17 protein-coding genes, 1 other RNA gene and 1 other annotated feature are annotated in these 21,164 nt (G+C 38.5%); of the genes, 4 read left to right on the plus strand and 14 right to left on the minus strand.

Going from position 1 to position 21,164, the window contains the following annotated elements:
• Window positions 1-79: 79 nt before the first annotated feature.
• The 3 genes from mnmA to cymR are packed head-to-tail and all read right to left on the minus strand — an operon-like array spanning window position 80 to window position 2,800.
• Complete coding sequence (gene mnmA / locus ACK3CR_RS22630; protein ID WP_243517490.1) at window positions 80-1,192, minus strand: tRNA 2-thiouridine(34) synthase MnmA; 1,113 nt, start codon at window positions 1,190-1,192, stop codon at window positions 80-82.
• A gap of 17 nt (window positions 1,193-1,209) precedes the next feature.
• On the minus strand, window positions 1,210-2,352 hold the full coding sequence (locus tag ACK3CR_RS22635) for a cysteine desulfurase family protein (RefSeq protein WP_328122454.1): 1,143 nt from the start codon (window positions 2,350-2,352) through the stop codon (window positions 1,210-1,212).
• Window positions 2,353-2,380: 28 nt separating this feature from the next.
• Window positions 2,381-2,800 carry a cysteine metabolism transcriptional regulator CymR gene (gene cymR, locus ACK3CR_RS22640; RefSeq protein WP_019391373.1) on the minus strand — a complete coding sequence of 140 codons (420 nt, stop codon included), beginning with the start codon at window positions 2,798-2,800 and terminating at the stop codon, window positions 2,381-2,383.
• 264 nt (window positions 2,801-3,064) lie between these two features.
• Between cymR and ACK3CR_RS22645 the strand changes: the two genes are divergently transcribed.
• Together ACK3CR_RS22645 and ACK3CR_RS22650 are read left to right on the plus strand one after the other, a co-directional pair.
• Window positions 3,065-4,342, plus strand: a complete 1,278-nt coding sequence (locus ACK3CR_RS22645; protein WP_328122455.1) for a replication-associated recombination protein A — start codon at window positions 3,065-3,067, stop codon at window positions 4,340-4,342.
• Between the two features lie 13 nt (window positions 4,343-4,355).
• Complete coding sequence (locus ACK3CR_RS22650) at window positions 4,356-5,210, plus strand: SDR family oxidoreductase (protein WP_243517482.1); 855 nt, start codon at window positions 4,356-4,358, stop codon at window positions 5,208-5,210.
• A gap of 19 nt (window positions 5,211-5,229) precedes the next feature.
• Here ACK3CR_RS22650 and ACK3CR_RS22655 read toward each other — a convergent pair whose 3' ends face one another.
• The 5 genes from ACK3CR_RS22655 to ACK3CR_RS22675 all read right to left on the minus strand — a co-directional run bounded on the left by ACK3CR_RS22655 (window position 5,230) and on the right by ACK3CR_RS22675 (window position 9,945).
• The gene (locus tag ACK3CR_RS22655) at window positions 5,230-5,994 is read right to left on the minus strand and encodes a tRNA threonylcarbamoyladenosine dehydratase (protein ID WP_243517479.1); all 765 of its coding nucleotides are present in this window, start codon (window positions 5,992-5,994) and stop codon (window positions 5,230-5,232) included.
• 116 nt (window positions 5,995-6,110) lie between these two features.
• Window positions 6,111-6,295, minus strand: a non-coding RNA gene (gene ssrS, locus ACK3CR_RS22660) — 6S RNA.
• 58 nt (window positions 6,296-6,353) lie between these two features.
• Window positions 6,354-8,126, minus strand: coding sequence for an aspartate--tRNA ligase (gene aspS, locus ACK3CR_RS22665; RefSeq protein WP_243517477.1), 1,773 nt, complete (start codon window positions 8,124-8,126; stop codon window positions 6,354-6,356).
• Between the two features lie 11 nt (window positions 8,127-8,137).
• Entirely contained in the window at window positions 8,138-9,409 is a 1,272-nt protein-coding gene (hisS, locus tag ACK3CR_RS22670; RefSeq protein WP_019391368.1) for a histidine--tRNA ligase, read from the minus strand.
• 56 nt (window positions 9,410-9,465) lie between these two features.
• Window positions 9,466-9,698 (minus strand) — a binding site (T-box leader).
• A 79-nt stretch (window positions 9,699-9,777) separates the two neighbouring features.
• Window positions 9,778-9,945 (minus strand): hypothetical protein, encoded by a 168-nt coding sequence (locus ACK3CR_RS22675; RefSeq protein WP_019391367.1) that lies wholly within the window; start codon window positions 9,943-9,945, stop codon window positions 9,778-9,780.
• Between the two features lie 115 nt (window positions 9,946-10,060).
• On the opposite strand from ACK3CR_RS22675, the gene ACK3CR_RS22680 reads away from it, so the two are divergent.
• Window positions 10,061-10,927: an N-acetylmuramoyl-L-alanine amidase family protein gene (locus tag ACK3CR_RS22680; RefSeq protein WP_243517474.1), complete on the plus strand. Its 867-nt coding sequence runs from the start codon at window positions 10,061-10,063 to the stop codon at window positions 10,925-10,927.
• Between the two features lie 21 nt (window positions 10,928-10,948).
• Here the strand turns inward: ACK3CR_RS22680 and dtd are convergent, their stop codons facing one another.
• The 6 genes from dtd to ACK3CR_RS22710 form a co-directional block, all read right to left on the minus strand.
• Window positions 10,949-11,395, minus strand: a complete 447-nt coding sequence (dtd, locus tag ACK3CR_RS22685) for a D-aminoacyl-tRNA deacylase (RefSeq protein ID WP_243517472.1) — start codon at window positions 11,393-11,395, stop codon at window positions 10,949-10,951.
• A gap of 15 nt (window positions 11,396-11,410) precedes the next feature.
• A complete protein-coding gene (locus ACK3CR_RS22690; RefSeq protein WP_243517468.1) occupies window positions 11,411-13,618 on the minus strand; it encodes a RelA/SpoT family protein in 2,208 nt (735 codons plus the stop codon).
• 187 nt (window positions 13,619-13,805) lie between these two features.
• Complete coding sequence (locus tag ACK3CR_RS22695; protein WP_019391363.1) at window positions 13,806-14,327, minus strand: adenine phosphoribosyltransferase; 522 nt, start codon at window positions 14,325-14,327, stop codon at window positions 13,806-13,808.
• Window positions 14,327-16,684, minus strand: a complete 2,358-nt coding sequence (recJ, locus tag ACK3CR_RS22700; protein ID WP_488976130.1) for a single-stranded-DNA-specific exonuclease RecJ — start codon at window positions 16,682-16,684, stop codon at window positions 14,327-14,329. The genes ACK3CR_RS22695 and recJ overlap by 1 nt, the downstream gene beginning before the upstream one ends.
• 111 nt (window positions 16,685-16,795) lie before the next feature.
• Window positions 16,796-19,033, minus strand: a complete 2,238-nt coding sequence (secDF, locus tag ACK3CR_RS22705) for a protein translocase subunit SecDF (protein ID WP_243517463.1) — start codon at window positions 19,031-19,033, stop codon at window positions 16,796-16,798.
• Between the two features lie 147 nt (window positions 19,034-19,180).
• A complete protein-coding gene (locus ACK3CR_RS22710; RefSeq protein ID WP_328122457.1) occupies window positions 19,181-19,471 on the minus strand; it encodes a post-transcriptional regulator in 291 nt (96 codons plus the stop codon).
• A gap of 133 nt (window positions 19,472-19,604) precedes the next feature.
• Between ACK3CR_RS22710 and spoVB the strand changes: the two genes are divergently transcribed.
• Window positions 19,605-21,164, plus strand: a complete 1,560-nt coding sequence (spoVB, locus tag ACK3CR_RS22715; RefSeq protein ID WP_410913981.1) for a stage V sporulation protein B — start codon at window positions 19,605-19,607, stop codon at window positions 21,162-21,164.

Genomic DNA, 21,164 nt, shown 5'->3' on the forward strand with positions numbered 1-21,164 from the left:
ATGTAAATACCTATAGTTTCTAAATCCATATGTCTATCATACACAATAGCCCTAGCCTTTAAAAGGCTAGGGCTTGTTGTTATACGTAAGTTAGTCGTTCACTTTCTTTGTACACTTCATCAATTGTTGCACCACCGAGACACTCGTCTCCATTGTAGAGTACAACAGCCTGTCCTGGCGTTATTGCACGAACAGGCTCATCAAACACGACGCGAATATGATTTTCATCAATCTTTTCCACTTTTACTCCATAATCGTTTTGACGATAGCGGAATTTCGCCGTACATGTTAACTCATCACCCATTTCCTTATCACTTACCCAACTGACATTTGTGGCAATAAGAGAATGAGAGTAAAGAAGATCATTATGAAAGCCTTGATCAACATAAAGAATATTTTTCTCAAGATCTTTTCCAACAACAAACCAAGGTTCGCCGCTTCCACCAATACCTAAACCTTGACGTTGGCCAATTGTATAATACATTAATCCGTCATGTTTGCCTTTTACTTCCCCGCTTAATGTACGCATTTCACCAGGCTGGGCTGGTAAATATTGACCTAAGAACTCTTTAAAGTTACGCTCTCCAATGAAACAAATACCTGTGCTATCTTTCTTCGTTGCTGTTGCAAGCTCAGCTTCTTTTGCAATTTCGCGCACCCGTGATTTTTCAAGTTCACCAATTGGAAATAGCACTTTTGAAAGCTGCTCTTGTGTAAGCTGATTCAAAAAGTACGTTTGGTCTTTGTTTTCATCAATGCCTCGCAACATTTTGTATTCCCCATCACGATAAGCAACGCGCGCATAGTGACCTGTTGCTAAATAATCTGCTCCAAGGGTCATTGCGTGATCAAGGAAAGCTTTAAATTTAATTTCCTTATTACACATAACATCAGGGTTTGGTGTACGCCCTGCTTTATATTCTTCTAAAAAGTACGTAAATACTTTGTCCCAATACTGTTTTTCAAAGTTAACCGCATAATATGGAATGCCAATTTGATTACAAACTCGAATGACGTCATTGTAATCTTCTGTTGCTGTGCAAACTCCAAATTCGTCTGTGTCATCCCAGTTTTTCATAAAAATGCCAATGACATCATAGCCTTGCTCTTTTAAAAGAAGAGCCGCAACAGAAGAATCAACGCCACCGCTCATTCCAACGACAACACGGGTATCTTTTGGTGCTTTATTCATTTTTTTCTCTTCCTCCGTTATATTTTTAATCTCTTTACTATAGCAGCTGTCTCATACGCTGCGCGAGCAATTTGCTCAGTTGTATTTCCAAGCCCAAAGCTAAATCGGACTGAAGAGGTAACGCGTTCTGAACCTTTTCCAAATAGTGACACTAGAACATGCGAAGGTTCAATCGATCCTGCCGTACATGCTGAACCACTCGAAGCTGAAATTCCTGCTAAATCAAGATTAACAAGCAAGGACTCAATATTTACTCCTTCAAATGACACATTTAAAATATGAGGCAATGAAAATTGTGGATTTCCGTTCACTTCAAACTGTACCTCTTCTTTTACAAGCGTATCAATAAACAATCTTTTCCATTCATTATACTGCTCTGTTCGTCTTTCTAACGTGTCCATCGCAATTTTCACTGCTTCTGCAAATCCAACAATACTTGGAACATTTTCTGTACCAGCTCTTCGCTTACGCTCTTGTTCCCCACCATATAAAAGTGGTGTAAAAGAAACGCTATTTCTGACATATAAAAAGCCAAGCCCTTTTGGCCCATTAATTTTATGAGAAGAAACCGACAGTAAATCCACACCAAGCTCATCTACTCGAAAAGGAACAACACCATAGGCTTGTACTGCATCAGTATGGAAAAAAGCTTGATGGTTTTTCAGTAGAGCTCCAATAGCTTCAACAGGCTCCATTGTCCCTACCTCATTATTTCCCATCATAATCGACACAAGAATAGTTTCATCTGTAAGCGCTGCTTTAATGTCTTCAATGCTTACTCTTCCTTTATTATCAACAGGCAAGTAAGTTACACGAAACCCTTGCTTTTCAAGATATTCACAGGCATGGAGAACAGCATGGTGCTCAATTTCTGTTGTAATAATGTGCATCCCTTTATCTTTGTTATGCAAAGCTGTACCAATAATAGCAAGGTTGTCCGCTTCCGTTCCACCGCTTGTAAAGATAATCTCATCTGGTTTTGCTCCAATGCTACTTGCCATTGTTTGGCGTGATTCATCAAGCAAATGCCTACTTTCTCTTCCAAATGAATGAATGCTTGAAGGATTCCCAAACGTTGTTTGCATAGTTTCCGTTACGACTTTAATGACAGAAGGATGAAGAGGCGATGTTGCCGCATGATCGATATAAATTTTTTCCACTCCGGTTCACTCCCTTAAAAACAGTTTCCTAAATATAAAACATATAGGCGTCATTATCGCCATCTTCGCTGTGATTTGCTAAATCTTCAAGCGTTGTGTTTTCAAGCACTTCTTTCACAGCATCACGAATTCGTAACCATAACTCTCGCTTTGCTGGCTCTTCCTGTTCAATTCCTTCTACAGGGCTAATTGGTCCTTCAAGAACGGAAATAATATCTCCAGCTGTAATATCTCCTGGCTCCTTGGCGAGTAAATAGCCACCGTACGCTCCGCGAATACTTTTCACAAGTCGCGCATTGCGAAGAGGGGAAATAAGTTGCTCTAGATAGTGCTCTGATAAGTCATGTGCTTTTGCAATACTTTTTAACGAGATTGGACCTTCACCATGATTTTTTGCTAATTCAATCATAATTGTTAAGCCGTAACGTCCTTTTGTTGAAATTTTCAAATTCAGCACCCCTTCATAATTCACTAATGTATATACACTTGTTCTTTTTATCTATAAACGATTCACATCTTTAACTAAAAAACGACATAAACAAACTAATATGATTAAGCTAATGTAATATGTTAATGTAAATAATATATTTTATACTATTTCATTATAGCCTTCAACCTTTGACATTATAGCATATTATGAAGATATCGTGCATGTTTTAGACCCTTATATGAGAAGGGATCAAAATACATTTTAATTAGGAGAGATTGTTTGATGAATCACAACCCATTAGCTTACAGAATGCGCCCTTCTTCCATTGACGAAGTAATTGGACAAGAACAGCTTGTTGGAGAAGGGAAAATCATTCGTCGTATGGTTGAAGCAAATCAGCTTCGTTCCATGATTCTTTATGGCCCCCCTGGAACAGGGAAAACAACGATTGCTACAGCAATAGCTCGAAGTACTAAAAAGCCATTTCGACAGCTTAATGCCGTTGTACACGCAAAAAAAGACCTAGCCATTGTAGCAGAAGAAGCTAAAATGTCTGGAAGTGTCATTTTACTTCTTGATGAAGTCCATAGACTTGATAAAGGAAAGCAAGATTACTTACTTCCTTTTTTAGAGAACGGACAGATTATTTTAATTGGAGCAACAACAAGCAATCCATATCATGCTATAAATCCAGCAATAAGAAGCCGCTGTCAAATCTTTGAGGTTACACCGCTTTCTTCACAAGAAATCAAACTTGCCGTAACACGAGCAATTGAAGATAAAGAAAAAGGCCTTGGTAAAGAGAAAATTATGATTACTGATGAAGCATTGGAACATTTTGCAACAGCTTCAAATGGCGATGTTCGAGCAACCCTTTCAGCACTTGAACTCGCTGCTCTCTCAACAAAACAGAATGAACAAGGAGAAATTGAGATTACCCTTGATGTTGCAGAAGAGTGCCTTCAAAAAAAAGCGCTCGTTCACGATAAAGATGGGGACGCTCACTATGATGTTTTGTCTGCTTTTCAGAAATCTATTCGAGGCAGTGATGTAAACGCAGCTCTTCATTATCTAGCTCGTCTTATTGTGGCAGGTGATTTAGAAAGCTTAAACAGAAGATTACTCGTTATTGCTTATGAAGATGTTGGACTTGCCAATCCACAGGCAGGAGCACGCACCCTTTCCGCCATTGAAGCATCTGAGCGGCTCGGTTTTCCAGAAGCACGCATCCCGCTTGCAAATGCTGTTGTTGACTTGTGTCTTTCTCCTAAATCAAACTCTGCTTACAAAGCACTCGATAAGGCGATTGAGGATGTAAAAAACGGAAAAAGCGGGGAAATTCCTCTCCATCTAAAAGATGCGCATTATAAAGGAGCTGGAAAACTCGGCCGTGGCGTTGAATACAAGTATCCTCATGATGCTCAATCTGGTTGGGTAAATCAGCAATACTTGCCTGATTCACTTATTAGAGCACAGTATTATAAACCAAAGCATACCGGAAAATATGAGCAAGCTTTGAGTCAAGTGTATGCTAATATTAATAATAAATTGAATAAGTAAGAAGGAGATGGATATGAAAAGAAAGATAGCCGTTGTAACAGGTGCAAATTCTGGCATGGGACTTTCAACAACAATTGGTTTAGCAAAAGAAAACATACATGTTGTGATGGCTTGTCGCAATCAACAGCGCGGAGAAGAAGCGCTTCGACTAGCAAAGGAAAAAAGCGGCGTTTCTCATATCGAACTTTTACTTTGTGATTTGGAAGACTTTGATAGTATATCCCACTTTGTCGAACAGTTTACAAACAAATGGGATGTACTAGATGTTCTTGTAAACAATGCTGGCGTTGTTTCTCTGAAAAGAAAAGTAACAAAAGAAGGATATGAAGCACAGCTTGGCGTTAATCATCTTGGACATTTTCTGTTGACCCTTCTTCTTTTAGATTCTTTAAAAGCTGCTCAAAAAGCAAGGATTGTTAATGTCTCCTCTGGTGCCCATAAATGGGGACGAATTCACTTTGAAGATATGAATTTAGAAGCTAATTACAGTGTTATGAAAGGATACGGGCAGTCTAAACTCGCCAATATCTTATTTACAAAAGAGCTAGCTAAACGTCTCTCACATACTGATATTACAGTAAATTCTCTTCACCCGGGAGCAGTGAGCACAAACTTAGGGATTAACCGCTCTACTGGATTTGGAAAAAGCGTTTATAAAGTATTAAATCCTTTCTTTCAATCTCCTGATAAAGGAGCAGAGACAGCTCTCTATCTTGCTAAAAGTGCTGAAGTTGATGACGTAACAGGAGGCTACTTTTATAAACAGAAACCTGCCCGTGTTTCAAAAAGAGCTAAAGATCCTTATCTAGCCCAGCTCCTTTGGGAGTGGAGTGAAGAAGAACTCTCTAAAAAAGGATATAAAAAATAAGCCAGGGGAATCCCCTGGCTTATTCGTCACCAACGCGCTTAATTTTAATATCTTTTAAAAGATCGTTAATAACATGTCCTCCCATAATGAGCCCTGCTACAGATGGAACAAAAGCATTTGAAGAAGGTGGCATTTGGGCCTTACGAATCTTCGCGTCTTCTTTTCCTACATATTTTTTCACTTCATCACGGATAACAATTGGTCTTTCGTCTGAAAAGACAACTTTAATACCTTTATGAATTCGTTCTTTTCGTAAACGTGTGCGAATGACTTTTGCCATTGGATCTGTATGTGTTTTTGAAATGTCTGCAATACGGAATCTTGTTGGATCTGTTTTATTTGCAGCTCCCATGCTTGAAATGATCGGAATGTCTCGTTTTAAGCACTCTTTCATAAGATGAATTTTATATGAAATGGTATCAGAGGCATCGATAACATAATCCAAATTATGAGCAAAAAACTCTTCGTATGTTTCCTCTGTATAAAACATTTTCAAACTCACGACTTCGCATTCTTTATTAATGTCGTGAATACGTGCCGCCATTAAGTCTACCTTTGGTTGCCCTACTGTTGACAAGAGCGCATGAATTTGGCGGTTAACGTTTGTAATGTCCACATCGTCCTTATCCACAAGTACGATTTTTCCAACTCCTGTACGTGCTAATGCCTCAGCTGCAAATGACCCAACGCCACCAACACCAAGTACAGCAACAGTGCTGTTTTTTAATGTTTCTAGTCCTTCTTTTCCAATTGCTAATTCATTACGAGAAAACTGGTGTAGCATGTATTTCACACTCCGTTATTTATATTAGTCAAGTTAGCAGTGTTATTATAACATCTTGCCCAATTCATGAGAAAACCCTATGCAACTAAATTGCATAGGGTTGAATAGGTTAAGTTACATGTCCCAATCGTGCCGTCCTTAAGTTCCTAAGTTTTGAACCCGCTCTCGGCAGGTGGGTGCTCTGATCTAACCTTTGTACGTCCTTATGAAAGGCATGTACTCCAGTTAAAAACTTCAAGCTCCCTAATGTATAGCTGTTCGGTCAAAACAACAGGCAATGAGACGAACACATCAGGACTGTTAATGTATTAGTATAGTATCACATAGAATGACCCTTTGCAAGAGTTGACGCTCGCAAATTAGTCTTCTTTTTTAGCGGTACTTTTTAACGATAATTCCTCAAGCTGTGCTTCATTGACAGGTCCTGGAGCATTTGTTAATGGACAGCTTGCACTTGTTGTTTTCGGAAAAGCAATTGTATCACGCAAGTTTGTGCGTCCTGCTAGAAGCATAACAAGGCGATCAAGACCAAGTGCAATTCCACCATGTGGAGGTGTTCCATATTCGAAAGCTTCCATCAAGAAACCGAACTGTTCTTGTGCATCTTCTTCTTTCATTCCAAGTGCCTTGAACATCTTCTCTTGAATGTCTCGTTCATAAATTCGAAGTGATCCTCCGCCAAGCTCATATCCATTTAGAACAAGGTCATATGCTTGTGCTTTTACTTCTTCAGGAGCTGTTTCAAGTTTCTCCACGTCTTCACGAACAGGCATTGTAAATGGATGATGCGCTGCAAAATAGCGTCCTTCTTCTTCATCATACTCAAGAAGTGGCCAATCTGTTACCCAAAGGAAATTGAATTTGCTTTCATCAATAAGCTCAAGGTCTTTTCCTAGTTTTAGACGGAGAGCACCGAGTGCACTTGCCACAACAGATGATTTGTCAGCAACAAACAGCAATAAATCTCCTTGTTCTGCTTCAGCTAGTTTGATGATTTGTTCTTTTTCTTCATCACTGAAGAATTTAGCAATTGGCCCTTTAATTTCATCTTCTACTTTTAGCCATGCAAGACCTTTTGCACCGTAGCGGGCTGCATACTCTGTTAAGCCATCAATGTCTTTACGAGAATATTTAGAAGCTGCTCCTTTTACATTAAGAGCTTTTACAGCTCCGCCATTTTCAATTGCACTCTTAAATACTTTAAAACCACAATCTGCAGCAAGCTCACCCATATTAATGAACTCCATCTCAAAGCGCGTATCAGGTTTGTCAGAACCAAAACGATTCATTGCTTCTTCATATGAAAGACGAGGGAATGGTGTTGGAATATCAAGTCCTTTTACTTCCTTCATCACTTTCTTCATCATTTGTTCACCAAGTTCGATAATGTCGTTGATTTCTAGGAATGACATTTCAATATCCACTTGTGTGAATTCTGGCTGACGATCTGCACGTAAGTCTTCATCTCGGAAACAGCGCGCAATTTGGTAATAGCGCTCAATGCCGCCAACCATTAGAAGCTGTTTAAAAAGCTGTGGAGACTGTGGCAGTGCATAAAATTCACCAGGATGCACGCGACTTGGAACAAGGTAGCTTCGCGCTCCTTCAGGTGTATCATTTGTAAGCATTGGTGTTTCAACATCTAAGAAACCTTGATCATCTAAAAATGAACGTATAGCTTTTGTTGTTTGATGACGCATTTTGAACGTTTCAAACATAACAGGACGACGAAGGTCTAAATAACGATATTTTAATCGAACATCTTCTGAAACTTCCACTTTGTTATCAATTGCAAAAGGAGGTGTTTTAGATTTGTTAATAACTTCAACATTTTGAACGTGAACTTCGATTTTTCCTGTTGCAAGGTTCTCGTTTACTGTGTTGGCTGCACGTGCAACAACTTCACCTTCTACATGTAGGACAAACTCGCTTCGGATGCCTTCAGCCGTTTGAAGCGCTTCTTTCGAAAGATCTGGATTAAATACAACTTGTACAATCCCCGTGCGGTCGCGTAAATCAATAAAAATTAGCCCACCTAAGTCACGGCGCGTTTGTACCCAACCTTTTAAGTGTACTTTTTCGCCAATAGCTTTTTCAGTTACTTCTCCGCAAAAGTATGATCTTTTTGTCATCTTAATTCCCCCTATAATAATTTTTCTTTCACATATGAAACAAATGACGAAAGCGAAACTTCTTCTTGTTCACCTGTTTCCATGTTCTTTACATTGATAACATTTTGCTCGAGCTCATCGTCTCCAAGGACTGCAACATATTTTGCACTAAGTCGATCAGCTGCTTTAAATTGTGCTTTCACTTTTTTATCTTGATAGTCTTTCTCCGCTGCAACTCCGCTTAGGCGAAGATCATTTACAAGTGAAACAGACTTATCTTTTGCTTTATCGCCAAGTGTAACAACGTAGCAATCAATACCTTGCTCGATTGGAAGTTCAACAGATTCTGCTTCAAGAGCTGCTAGAAGACGCTCAATACTTAGAGCAAATCCAATCCCAGGAGCTTCAGGTCCCCCAATTTGCTCGGATAAACCGTTGTAACGACCTCCTCCACATAGCGTTGTAATAGCGCCAAAGCCTTCTGCTTCGCTCATTACTTCAAATGCTGTGTGATTGTAATAGTCCAGGCCTCTAACAAGATTTGCATCTACCTCAAACGGAATATGTAAGTCTGTTAAGTATTGCTGCACTTTTTCAAAATATTCTTTTGAGTAATCATTTAGATAATCAAGAATAGATGGAGCTGTCTTCATAAGCTCATGATTGCGATCTTTCTTACAATCAAGAATACGAAGTGGGTTTGTTTCAAGACGATTTTGACAGTCTGAACAAAACTCGTTAATTCTTGGTTTGAAGTGATTAATAAGCGCATCTCTATGAGCCATTCTACTTTCTGTATCTCCAAGGCTATTTAAAACAAGCTTCAGTTTCTTCAATCCAAGCGATTGATAGAAATTCATCACAAGCGACAATACTTCTGCATCAATGCTTGGATCATTGCTTCCGATTGCTTCTACTCCAAACTGAACAAACTGACGGAAACGACCTGCCTGTGGACGCTCATAGCGAAACATTGGACCAGTATAGAAAAGTTTAATCGGTTGTGTTGGATTTCCAAACATTTTGTTCTCTACAAATGAGCGTACAACAGCTGCTGTACCTTCTGGTCTTAGCGTAATGCTGCGTCCACCTCTATCTTCAAACGTATACATTTCTTTTTGAACAACATCTGTTGTATCCCCTACTCCGCGTTTAAACAATTCTGTATGTTCAAACATTGGCGTACGAATTTCTTGATAACGAAACGCACGGCAAATTTCTCTTGCTTTCTGTTCAATATACTGCCATTTCTCAACTGTTCCTGGCAGAATATCTTGGGTTCCTCTTGGGATATCAATGCTCATTTTTGTTCCTCCTTTATAAAATCCATAAAAAAAATACCTTCAACCCCCTACATATATGTAGGGACGAAAGTATTTTCGTGGTACCACCCTAGTTGAAGCCATATTGGGCTCCCACTCTATTTTATAACGCAAAAATTATGCGTTCATCTCCTACTAAGAATAACTCTTTTCAAAGTGAAACCTCAGAAGTGTTCGTTCACTATACAGCAAGTAAAAATGCTTTCAGCCCAAGGCATTTTCTCTCTTTTCTTGTGGGATTATAGCTACTTTTCTCCATCAACGGCAATATATAATATTGTTTTTTCGTAAACTAGCAATTGTCTTCTATATTACGAAGGAACAGGAAGATTGTCAAGAACCTTTCAATTTTATGAGCGCTCTAAATGGCTTTTTAACTTCTGAATTTCTCGTGATGTGACTCCAAACTCCATTCCTACGTAAAGTGGGTTATTTTCAAGTGATTTCTCATGATAATTAATATCGTGTAATGACTGATGATATCCAAACTTCCGCTCTCCATGTTCGCTAAATTTCATCAAACCCCTCTTTTCTATGTCGAATAAATACTCTTTCTATTTTCCCTTTTTTAACAGGAATTTATACAAATGAAAAGAATATGATGTGGAGTTTAAAAAATGGAGGCGTGTTTGATTGAGTAAATTAAGACGACTGTTTCTTTTAGCTCTTATTCTTGGTGTTTGCTCCTTGACGCTAAACGTTGAAAAGCCAATTGAGGCACAAAGTGAATTTTTAACGGTTAATGCAAGTACACTTAACGTTCGAAGTGGACCAAGCACAGATCATTCCATTGTAACTGTTGTTCACAATGGAGATATCTTATCACTTATTAAACGTGATATAAGCTGGTCGTACGTTCAACTTTTGAATGGAAAGAAAGGATGGGTATCAAATGTTTATTTAAAAGAAATGACACCTCTTCTTGACGGGAAAGCTCAAGCATCAACATCACCTGCTATTCCGTATGACTCTCTTTCAGGTAAAACCATTATTATCGATCCTGGTCATGGTGGAGATGACAGAGGAACAACGGGGAAATTTGGGACATATGAAAAAACGCTTAATCTCAACACAGCTCTTCTTTTAAAACAGACACTTGAAACTCATGGGGCTCATGTTATTCTAACTAGAACAAGTGACAAAACAGTATCTTTAAAAGAACGCGTTGCTTTAGCTAATCGAAATGAAGCAGACTTATTTGTTAGTCTACACTACAATAGCCATAAGAATCCTTCTATTAACGGGCTTATTACGTACTATTATGAAAGTCCAAGTGCAGCTCATACAATCCATAAAGGGATTGTAAAAAATTCCCCATTAAAAGATGGAAAGACACGCTTTGGTGATTACTTTGTACTTCGAGAAAATGAGCATCCTTCCATTCTGCTTGAACTAGGCTTTTTGAGTAATGGGAAAGAAGAAGAAACGATTACTTCCTCTGATTTTCAAAGAAAAATGGCCTCCTCTATTTCAGAAGGACTAGCAGCTTATTTTCATTAAAAAAGACAAATAGGATTTTTCCTATTTGTCTTTACTTTCTAAAATAAGTGTTACAGGTCCATCATTTGTAAATGAAACGTCCATCATTGCTCCAAACGTTCCCGTTTCTACAATGATTTCTTTTTCTCTAAGTGCTCCATTAAACTTTTCATAAAGAAGTTCGGCTTTGTCTGGTTTAGCCGCTCCCATAAAGTTTGGACGGCGACCTTTTCGACAATCGCCGTAAAGTGTGAACTGCGAAACAGATAAAATAGCTCCTTCAACATCTAAAAGCGATAAATTCATTTTTTCACTTTCATCTTCAAAAATACGAAGGTTAGGAATTTTTTCAGCTAAGTACTTTACGTCTTCTTCTGTATCTTCATGTGTAACACCAACTAAAAGAACAAGTCCTTTACTTATTGCTCCAACTGTCGTACCTTCTACTGTTACTTTAGCATCTTTTGCTCGCTGTAATACTACTTTCATCCCGAAACTCCTTGTTTAATGCATAATCCGACGAACAGAGTAGATGTCTGGAATATGCTTAATTTTTTCAACTACTTTATGAAGATGACTAATGTTTGTAATCGCCAGTGACATATGAATACTTGCCATCTTATTACGATCAGACTTGCCAGAAACGGCGGAAATATTTGTTTTGCTATCATTTACAGTTTGAAGTACTTCATTTAATAAGCCTGCGCGATCATAACCTGAAATTTCAATCTCAACATTAAATTCGCGGCCTTCTTTGATATCTGATTCCCATTCAACAGGAATGAGTCGCTCTTGTGCTTCTTCTACGTGCACGTTCGGACAGTCGTCACGGTGTACAGAGACACCTCGGCCTTTTGTAATAAACCCAACAATCTCATCCCCTGGAACAGGATTACAGCACTTTGAAATCCGGACAAGCAAATTGTCGACGCCTTTTACCCGTACACCCGAATCGCGTCTTTTCTTCTTTTGAACTTTGCTCGTTCTGTTCACTTCTTCAACGGTTTCTTTCAAAGCTGCTTCTTGCTGCTCTAAATCACGTTGTTTACGCCATTTGTCCGTGAGTCGATTAGCAACTTGTAAAGCCGTAATTCCATTATATCCAACAGCTGCGTACATATCTTCTTCATTTGAAAAATTGAATTTTTCTGTAACGCGCTTTAAGTTCTCAGCTGTTAGCACTTCTTTCAAGTCAAATTCCATTTGACGAATTTCTTTTTCAACAAGCTCGCGGCCTTTTTCAATATTTTCTTCACGCTGCTGCTTCTTGAAAAACTGGCGAATTTTATTTTTAGCTTGTGTTGTTTTAGCAAGCTTAAGCCAGTCTTGGCTTGGCCCATAAGAATGCTTAGATGTTAAAATCTCGATAATATCGCCTGTTTTCAGCTGATAATCAAGCGTCACCATCTTACCATTTACTTTAGCACCAATCGTTTTGTTCCCAATCTCTGAGTGAATTCGATAAGAAAAGTCAATTGGAACAGACCCTGAAGGAAGCTCAATGACGTCTCCTTTTGGTGTGAAAATATATACCATATCAGCAAAAAGGTCCAGCTTTAGAGATTCCATGAATTCTTCTGCATTTGTTGATTCATTTTGAAACTCTAAGATTTCTCTAAACCATGTTAATTTCTCTTCAAACGAAGAGCCTTCACCAACTGATTTACCTTCCTTGTATGCCCAGTGTGCAGCAATCCCGTACTCAGCAATATTATGCATTTCACTCGTACGAATTTGCACCTCTAGTGGATCACCTTTTGGTCCAATAACAGTTGTATGCAAAGACTGATACATATTTGGTTTCGGCATGGCAATATAATCTTTAAACCGTCCTGGCATTGGTTTATAACATGTATGAATAATACCTAACACAGCATAACAGTCTTTGATGCTGTTAACGATAATGCGGACAGCCAATAGATCATATATTTCATTAAACTGTTTATTTTGAAGCGCCATTTTTCGGTAAATTGAGTAAATATGCTTTGGACGCCCAGAAATTTCAGCTTTAATCTTCACATCTTCAACTTGTCCGCGAACTTCACCAATAACTTCTTCTAAATATTCTTCACGTTCTGCACGTTTCTTTTTCATCAAGTTTACAATACGATAGTACTGTTGCGGATTTAGGTAGCGAAGAGACGTATCTTCTAACTCCCATTTGATTTTTGAAATCCCTAATCGATGAGCAAGCGGTGCAAAAATCTCCAGCGTTTCATTAGAAATGCGGCGCTGTTTTTCTTGTGGAAGGTGCTTCAACGTTCTCATATTATGAAGACGGTCTGCAAGCTTAATTAAAATGACGCGGATATCCTGCGCCATTGCTACAAACATTTTGCGATGATTCTCTGCTTGCTGTTCTTCTTTCGATTTATATTTAATTTTCCCAAGCTTTGTTACGCCATCAACAAGCATTGCAACTTCTGCTGTAAAAGCTTTTTCAATTTCTTCAAGAGTAACTTCTGTATCTTCTACAACATCATGTAAAAAGCCAGCCGCTACTGTTGACGGATCCATGTCTAAATCGACGAGAATACCCGCTACTTGGATCGGATGAATAATATAAGGCTCACCTGATTTTCGATACTGATGCTGATGAGCCTCTTTTGCAAATTGGTATGCTTTTTCAACAAATAGTAAGTCTTCACCTACTAAATATTTTGCTGCATTGTCAATGACTTGTTCCGCTGTTAGCACTTGTTCATTTGCCATGCAATCACCTTTTTATTTTAAACTTTTGACAACGGTTAGAAGATGTTTTACGCCTTCTCTCTTTTTGAGCGCCACATTTCTACCTAAACTGACAATTTGATTAATATTGTAACTATTATCATCAAAATTTTCAAAGATGTAAAGTCATTAAAGAAAAAAAGAGCACCAAGGGGCACTCTTTTCTTATTTATTCACCAGAATATTGCATTAAAGTGAATACATCATAACCGTCTAACTTCTTACGGCCATCTAGGTACGTTAACTCAATTAAGAAAGCAATCCCTGCTACAACCCCACCTAGTTGCTCAATAAGTTTGATTGTTGCCTCGATTGTACCTCCTGTTGCTAAAAGGTCATCTGTAATTAGGACACGCTGTCCAGGCTTAATAGCATCTTTATGCATTGTTAAAACGTCATTTCCGTATTCTAAGCCATAATCAACTTTAACAACTTCACGAGGAAGTTTTCCTTCTTTACGAACAGGAACAAATCCTTTGCCCATTGCATATGACACAGGGCATCCAATGATAAAACCGCGAGCTTCAGGCCCCACGATCACATCAATTTCTTTCTCTTTTGCATATTTGACGATCTCGTCTGTTGCTGCACGATACACGTCGCCATTGTCCATAAGTGTTGTAATATCCTTAAACTGAATACCTTTCTTTGGGTAATCAGGGACAATGGTAATATATTTTTTGAAATCCATTAGCTTATTTCCTCCTCATTGATCACAGAGCTTTTTCTAAAATGCTCAAAAAGCTCCTTCAATTCACCGTAGGAACGGTAAATTAACTCTTTTTCCACTTTTAGTTGTTCTTGTTTTGTCTTATAAGTGACAGACTCTATTAAATCACGTTTTGGTGTATGTTGCACTAAAGAAATCACACCATTTTCTATTGTAGCAAATTCCAGCTCAAAAAACACCTGTGACATAAAGTCAATCGTTTCCTTTGTCCATCCTTTATGAAGGGCAAGATCTTGTTTATATCGTTTAAGATCAAACGGTCCTTTTTTCAAAAGGAAGCCGTAATACCATTTAAAATGGTCTCGGGTTGGGACTGTATTTAAGAAATGATCTTCCTCTGTTAAAAATAGCATATACACTCGAGCTGGTTTACATCCGCTCATTAATGTTTTTAAAGTCGCTAATGAAGGAGGAACATCCAATAAAACAATGTCTCCTTCATAACCTTGTAGCTCGTTGGTAGACTTTTCCGAGTTGATAAGTCTCACTTGATTAATATATGAAGAAAACTCTTCTTTTTGAACCGTCTTTTCGTTAAATGCAACAAGAAGCATATCACTTGTAATATAGTCGGCTAAAAATGTTGACACTTTCCGAACTCCTCTTACATCAAAAAGCTGCCATTCTTCCACTGAAGCGTCTTCAAGCATGATTTGTGGCTTGCGACGATTGTTCCATTCGTTGATGGTAAGCTCTCCTACTAGAGAAACATGAGCAAGCGGCGATATTCTATCATGAAGATATCCAAGGCCAAATCCAACTCCGTCAAGCGAGCAATCTGAATCTCCTACAACAACTTTCAGATGAGTTTTATCCGCTCCAATTTTGCGCATTGAGGAAATCGGGACATCCTTAATAAGAACTTTTGGTTTTGGATTGCTAACACCAAAAGGGGCAAGCTTATTTAATTCCTCAATAGAATCTGTTGTAATTTCGTCAAGGGAAGCATTCACATCAATATTTACTGCTGGAATAAAGTCTTCTTTGCTGAGGAGCTCGTGACCGAATTTGTTCATCTTTTCGCGTAAAAGGGGGACATTCTCTAATGCTAAGGTCATTCCAGCTGCCATCGGATGTCCTCCAAAATGCGGTAAAATATCACGGCACTTTGATAAGTTAGCAAAAAGATCGAACCCTTCGATGCTTCTTGCAGAGCCTTTAGCAATTTTCCCCTCTTCATCTATACCAAGCACAATTGTTGGGCGATAAAACTCATTTACAAGCCTTGAAGCAACAATACCAATAACACCAGGGTTCCATCCTTCTTTTGCAAGTACAAGAACTGTATTCTCCTCTGGAGGAAACTGTGTTTTCACCATTTCAATCGCTTGATCTGTAATCTCTTTTACGATATTTCTCCGTTCTTGATTGCATTGATCAATTTCTTCTGCAAGGCTTTCTGCTTCTTCTTGATCTGTCGTCATTAAAAGGTGCACAGCTGGATCCGCTTGGTCTAGACGTCCAATAGCATTAATACGAGGACCAATGGCAAATCCAATCGTTTCTTCTGTAATTTCCTTCTGGTTCACCCCACAAACGTTCAAAAGAGCTTTCATTCCTGGGCGATTTGTATGCCTTAGATAGTGAAGCCCCTTTTGAACGATGTAGCGATTTTCATCTTGCAAAGGAACTAAATCTGCTACAGTTCCAATTGCTGCAAGCTCTACAAGGGCAGGGCTTATTTCCCCTAAAAGAGCTTGACCAATTTTCAAGGCAACTCCTACTCCCGCTAGCTCTTTAAAAGGATACCGTTCAGAAAGTTTTGGGTGAATAATAGCAAAAGCTTTTGGAAGCTCTGGGCCTGGTTCATGATGATCTGTAATAATAAGATCAAAACCGCACTCTTCGGCAACGTCTGCTTCGTTTACACCTGAGATTCCTGTATCAACCGTGATAACGAGCGTATATCCTTGCTCACCAATATGCCGAAAAGCTCCTTCATTTGGGCCATATCCTTCTGTAAAACGATTTGGAATATAAAAATCAACGTGAGCTCCAAGCGTTCTAAGCGCTGTTAACATAACAGAGGTACTACTTACTCCGTCCGCATCGTAATCTCCATAAATCATAATTTTCTCTTCATCCCGAATAGCGCGCTGAATGCGTTCAACAACAATGTCCATATCTTTTAAAAGATATGGATCATGCATATTTTCATCTGTTAAATATAAAAAGTGTCTTGCTTCGTCTACTGTTGTAATATCTCTATTTATCAAAAGAGAGGCAACAAGTGGTGAAACAGAGAGCTGACTTGCTAACTCCTCTGCCTTTGCAACATCTGTTTCCTGTACTCTCCATCGCTTTTTTGAATGTAACATTTCCTTTTCACCCCTTAACCTCATACATTATACTAGAGGAAAGAGAGTCCGGCAATGAACGACTTCGAAAGCAAAAAAAGAGCTAAGGAAAATTCCTTAGCTCTTTTTCTATTAAAGAGTGTCTTCTTTTTCTATACTCTTTTTTGGACCTTTTTTCATTTCTTTTTTCTTCCACGCTAACCACAGCTGAGAAGCAATAAATAGTGAAGAATAAGCTCCAATTATTAAACCAATTAGAAGAGCGATCGAGAAGTTTTGGATGGATTCACTTCCAAAAATAAGAAGAGCGATGACAGTAATAACAACCGTTACGATTGTGTTAATAGAACGAGTAAATGTTTCTCGTAAACTTAAGTTCACGATATTTGCAAGCTCTTTACTTGTTTTCGGTTTGAAAATCCCCATATTTTCTCGGATTCTGTCAAACGATACGATTGTATCATTGATGGAATACCCAATAATAGTCAGAATGGCAGCAATGAATGTTACGTCAACCTCTAGCTGGAATAAGCTAAAGAGCGTAATAATAACAAATGCATCATGAAGCAACGCAATGACAGCGGCAAGTGCCATCTTCCATTCGAAACGAATGGATACGTAAATTATAATTCCAAGTGATGCAATTAAGACCGCGTAAAGGGCATTTTTAGCAAGCTCTCGACCAATTGTCGGAGAAACTGTACTGATGCTTGGTTCTGTTCCGTATTTCTCATCAAAATGGTCTTTAATTTTAGCAATTTCGTCTTTACTTAAAGCTCCTTTGAACTGTGCTGTTGCACGTTCATTATTTTGACCTGAAAGGGTAATATCCTCTGTTTCCATATTAATCTCAGCTAATTCTTTTGTAACTTCTTGCTGTGTTAAAGCAGAATCAGCTTTAATATCAACACGTGTACCACTTGCAAAATCAATTCCGAGATTCAACTTCATTGTTGAAAGCAGAATAATTCCAGCAATAGTAATCACAATAGAGAGCGTGAAAAACTTTTTACTATGTTTAACAAAGTCTACTTTATCAAACTTTGTCTTTGGAAAACTCTTTCCTTTATCCTCAGATAAATCTTCAATATCTTTTGGATTAACACCAAAAATTCTTGGTTTTTTATTTAATGCGCGGCTGTGCACCCATAATCCTAGGAATAAACGTGTACCATATACACAAGTAATAAAACTAATTAAAATCCCGACAATAAGCATTGTTGCAAATCCTTGAACAGAACTTGTTCCAAAATAGAAAAGAACTGCTCCTGCTAAAAGAGTCGTAATGTTTGCGTCAAAAATGGTGACAAGCGAGCGTCGGTTACCTGCTTTGTAAGCGGAAGGTATTGAACGCCCACGCTTAATTTCGTCTTTAATCCGCTCATACGTAATAATGTTCGCATCGACGGCCATCCCAACGTTCAGAACAAGCGCCGCGATTCCTGGCAGTGTTAAAACAGCTCCCATCCAATCATATACGAGTAGAATAAGGAAAACGTAAATCGCTAATGTAATACAAGCGATAAATCCTGGGAAGCGATAAAACGCTAGCATGAATAAGAACACAAGCCCAATACCAATTATTCCAGCGTACACCGTTGTTTCAAGAGCTGTTTGACCAAACTGAGCTCCAACGGACGTGGAATATACTTCTTTAAGCTGAACTGGAAGAGCTCCAGCATTGATAAGCTTCGCTAAATTTTGAGCTTCCTTAATATCAAAGCCGCCTTCAATTGTTACTTCTTTTTGGCTTAGCTTCTGGTTTACACTTGCTGCTGATAAATATTTTGGATCTTGTTTTTGGCTCTCAGCTTTATATGAATCTTTTCCTTTTTCATAATCAAGCCAAATCACAAGCAGGTTTTCACCAGTTCCAGCTTTTTGCGATAGCTCTTTCGTAATTTCTCCAAACTTCTTCGGATTCTTCAGTGTCAGCACTACGTTAGGCTGATTGTTTTGCGTATATGCTTGCTTGGCACCTTCAATTTCCGAGCCGTTAAGAAGGACTTTGTCATTCACATCTCGAAACGTTAAGTTCGCCTGCGTTGAAAGCAAATCACGTGCTTCATTTTGATCTTTTATGCCCGCAAGCTGAACACGAATGCGATGATCTCCTTCAATTTGAATACTTGGTTCGTTAACACCAAGCGCATTAACACGCTCCTCAAGCGCACCTGCCGCACTTTCTAGGGTGTCTTTTGTTAGTTTCTGACCATCAATCGGCTTGACGTCATAGAGAACTTCAAAACCACCTTGCAGATCCAATCCTAAGTTAATACGGTTGGCAATCCCATTGACTGTCGATCCCATGGTACTAAACAACAAAATAACCAAAAGAAAGAAAGCGACAATCCGACCTCTCTTTACCATGAGTTTAAAATCCTCCTTCGTTATGTAAAAAAAACATGATGATTTTCTAATCAGTACCAAACATTACAAAAAATGAGTATTTAAAGCAAAACTTACTCAACATTCCTATTATGTTCGATAGACTACAAAGTGTCAAACAAGCTTCATTTACAAAAGGTCTGAAATATCTTCAAGTCCTTTTTTAGCCCGATCATTCTTGAATACTTCAATTGTCATAAAGTTCATCACTTCAGATATTTTTACAGCAAGAATATCATTCACAAGTTCATAAAGCTTCAATTCTTCAATTTTTCGGTTCTTCCACTTCTTTTGCTGAAGAAACTGCCAAACAATTTCTTCTGTTACCTCTTCATAGCCGAAAAGTCGAAATTCTTCCATCTTGCTTCTCATAGCAGGTTCTACTAATCTTCGCGACGTTCTACTAACAGCTTGTCCCATGCTCGCATTCTCCTACCTTTACTTTATCTTTAATATCTAAAAAGATTTCCTCATACTTGTCATGCTTGGCCTATTATATTGCATATGTTTTATTGTATACAATATTAATTCGTTTGAGAAGGCAGGCGAATATATGTCAAAATTTTTACAAGGCACAATAATCCTTATCATCGCAGGCTTTATAACTAAAATATTAGGATTTGTTAACAGAATTGTCATTGCTCGACTCATCGGTGAAGAAGGCGTTGGTTTATATATGATGGCAGTGCCCACATTTATCTTAGCCATCACCATTACACAACTTGGACTACCCGTTGCGATTTCAAAACTGGTTGCAGAAGCAGAGATTAAGGGAGATAGAGCACGAATCAAGAAAGTACTTGTTGTCTCGCTCTCCATCACTCTTAGCATTAGTCTTATTTTTACAACTGCTATGCTATTTTTTGCTCCAGCAATTGCTCAAACCCTTTTAACAGATGAAAGAACCTATTACCCACTTATGGCCATTATCCCAGTGATTCCTATTATTGCTGTCTCAGCCGTTATTCGTGGTTATTTTCAAGGAAGACAGCAAATGCGACCTGCTGCTTATTCACAAATTATTGAGCAAGTTGTCCGCATTACGCTTGTAGCATTCTGTATTACTCTCTTCGCCCCATATGGAGTAGAATACGCAGCAGCAGGAGCTATGCTTTCTTCGGTATTTGGAGAACTTGCATCCCTTCTCTATATGGTATACACATTTAAGAAGAAAAAGCGAGTAAAGGTGCGAAAGCGTTTCTTTCATACTCTAAAAGGTGGAAAAGAGCCTCTTTATGATTTATTAAAAATTGCACTTCCTACAACAGGTGGTAGAATGATTGGCTCCCTTTCTTGGTTTCTAGAGCCCATTGTTGTTACGCATTCACTTGCCATTGCAGGAGTCGCCACAGCTCTTGCTACAAAACAATATGGGATGTTAGCAGGTTTTGCTCTTCCTGTTCTTATGCTTCCATCCTTTATTACAAACTCGCTCTCAACATCACTTGTTCCTGCTATTAGTGAAGCAGCAGCAGAAAATAAAAACAGGCTTATTCAATACCGCCTTCATCAAGCACTACGCTTATCTTTTCTAACTGGTGGACTTTCTGTTGTTGTTTTATACGTTTTTGCCCAACCGATTATGCTGCTTATGTATGGTACAGTAAACGGTGCCTTTTTTATTCAAATTATGGCCCCTTTGTTTATTTTCTATTACTTGCAAGGGCCTCTTCAAGCAACGCTTCAAGCCTTAAATTTGGCTCAAGCCGCCATGATTAACAGCCTTATTGGAGCGATTGCTAAGCTTAGCCTTATTTTTGCGCTTGCAACACAGCCTCATTTTGGAATCAAAGGAGCAGCATTAGGCATTATGGCGGGAATGACTATTGTTACATTTCTTCATCTTGCAACTGTTATAAAGGCAATCTCTTTTGTCGTATATATAAGAGATTATATAAAAAGCTTTATTGTAATGGTGATAACAGGGGTTGCAGGGCACTATATATACGAAACTATTCCCTCATCTGTTTCACTTTCATTACGAACAATCTTTTCCATCATTGTGCTTAGTTTTATCTATATTATTCTTCTGAAAGGCTTTAGGCTTGTAAGCCAAGAAGAACTAAAGCGATTTTCTCCGCTTCGGTTCATAAAAAAACACACTAAACGCTAA

The organism is Priestia sp. TRM10, from assembly GCF_057808375.1.

What these genes read in the sequence shown, in the direction of transcription:
- mnmA (WP_243517490.1), bottom strand. Translation starts at nt 1,192, where the DNA reads ATGAATAAAGCACCAAAAGATACCCGTGTTGTCGTTGGAATGAGCGGT.
- ACK3CR_RS22645 (WP_328122455.1), top strand. Translation starts at nt 3,065, where the DNA reads ATGAATCACAACCCATTAGCTTACAGAATGCGCCCTTCTTCCATTGAC.
- ACK3CR_RS22650 (WP_243517482.1), top strand. Translation starts at nt 4,356, where the DNA reads ATGAAAAGAAAGATAGCCGTTGTAACAGGTGCAAATTCTGGCATGGGA.
- ACK3CR_RS22655 (WP_243517479.1), bottom strand. Translation starts at nt 5,994, where the DNA reads ATGCTACACCAGTTTTCTCGTAATGAATTAGCAATTGGAAAAGAAGGA.
- aspS (WP_243517477.1), bottom strand. Translation starts at nt 8,126, where the DNA reads ATGACAAAAAGATCATACTTTTGCGGAGAAGTAACTGAAAAAGCTATT.
- hisS (WP_019391368.1), bottom strand. Translation starts at nt 9,409, where the DNA reads ATGAGCATTGATATCCCAAGAGGAACCCAAGATATTCTGCCAGGAACA.
- ACK3CR_RS22675 (WP_019391367.1), bottom strand. Translation starts at nt 9,945, where the DNA reads ATGAAATTTAGCGAACATGGAGAGCGGAAGTTTGGATATCATCAGTCA.
- dtd (WP_243517472.1), bottom strand. Translation starts at nt 11,395, where the DNA reads ATGAAAGTAGTATTACAGCGAGCAAAAGATGCTAAAGTAACAGTAGAA.
- ACK3CR_RS22690 (WP_243517468.1), bottom strand. Translation starts at nt 13,618, where the DNA reads ATGGCAAATGAACAAGTGCTAACAGCGGAACAAGTCATTGACAATGCA.
- ACK3CR_RS22695 (WP_019391363.1), bottom strand. Translation starts at nt 14,327, where the DNA reads ATGGATTTCAAAAAATATATTACCATTGTCCCTGATTACCCAAAGAAA.
- recJ (WP_488976130.1), bottom strand. Translation starts at nt 16,684, where the DNA reads ATGTTACATTCAAAAAAGCGATGGAGAGTACAGGAAACAGATGTTGCA.
- secDF (WP_243517463.1), bottom strand. Translation starts at nt 19,033, where the DNA reads ATGGTAAAGAGAGGTCGGATTGTCGCTTTCTTTCTTTTGGTTATTTTG.
- ACK3CR_RS22710 (WP_328122457.1), bottom strand. Translation starts at nt 19,471, where the DNA reads ATGGGACAAGCTGTTAGTAGAACGTCGCGAAGATTAGTAGAACCTGCT.
- spoVB (WP_410913981.1), top strand. Translation starts at nt 19,605, where the DNA reads ATGTCAAAATTTTTACAAGGCACAATAATCCTTATCATCGCAGGCTTT.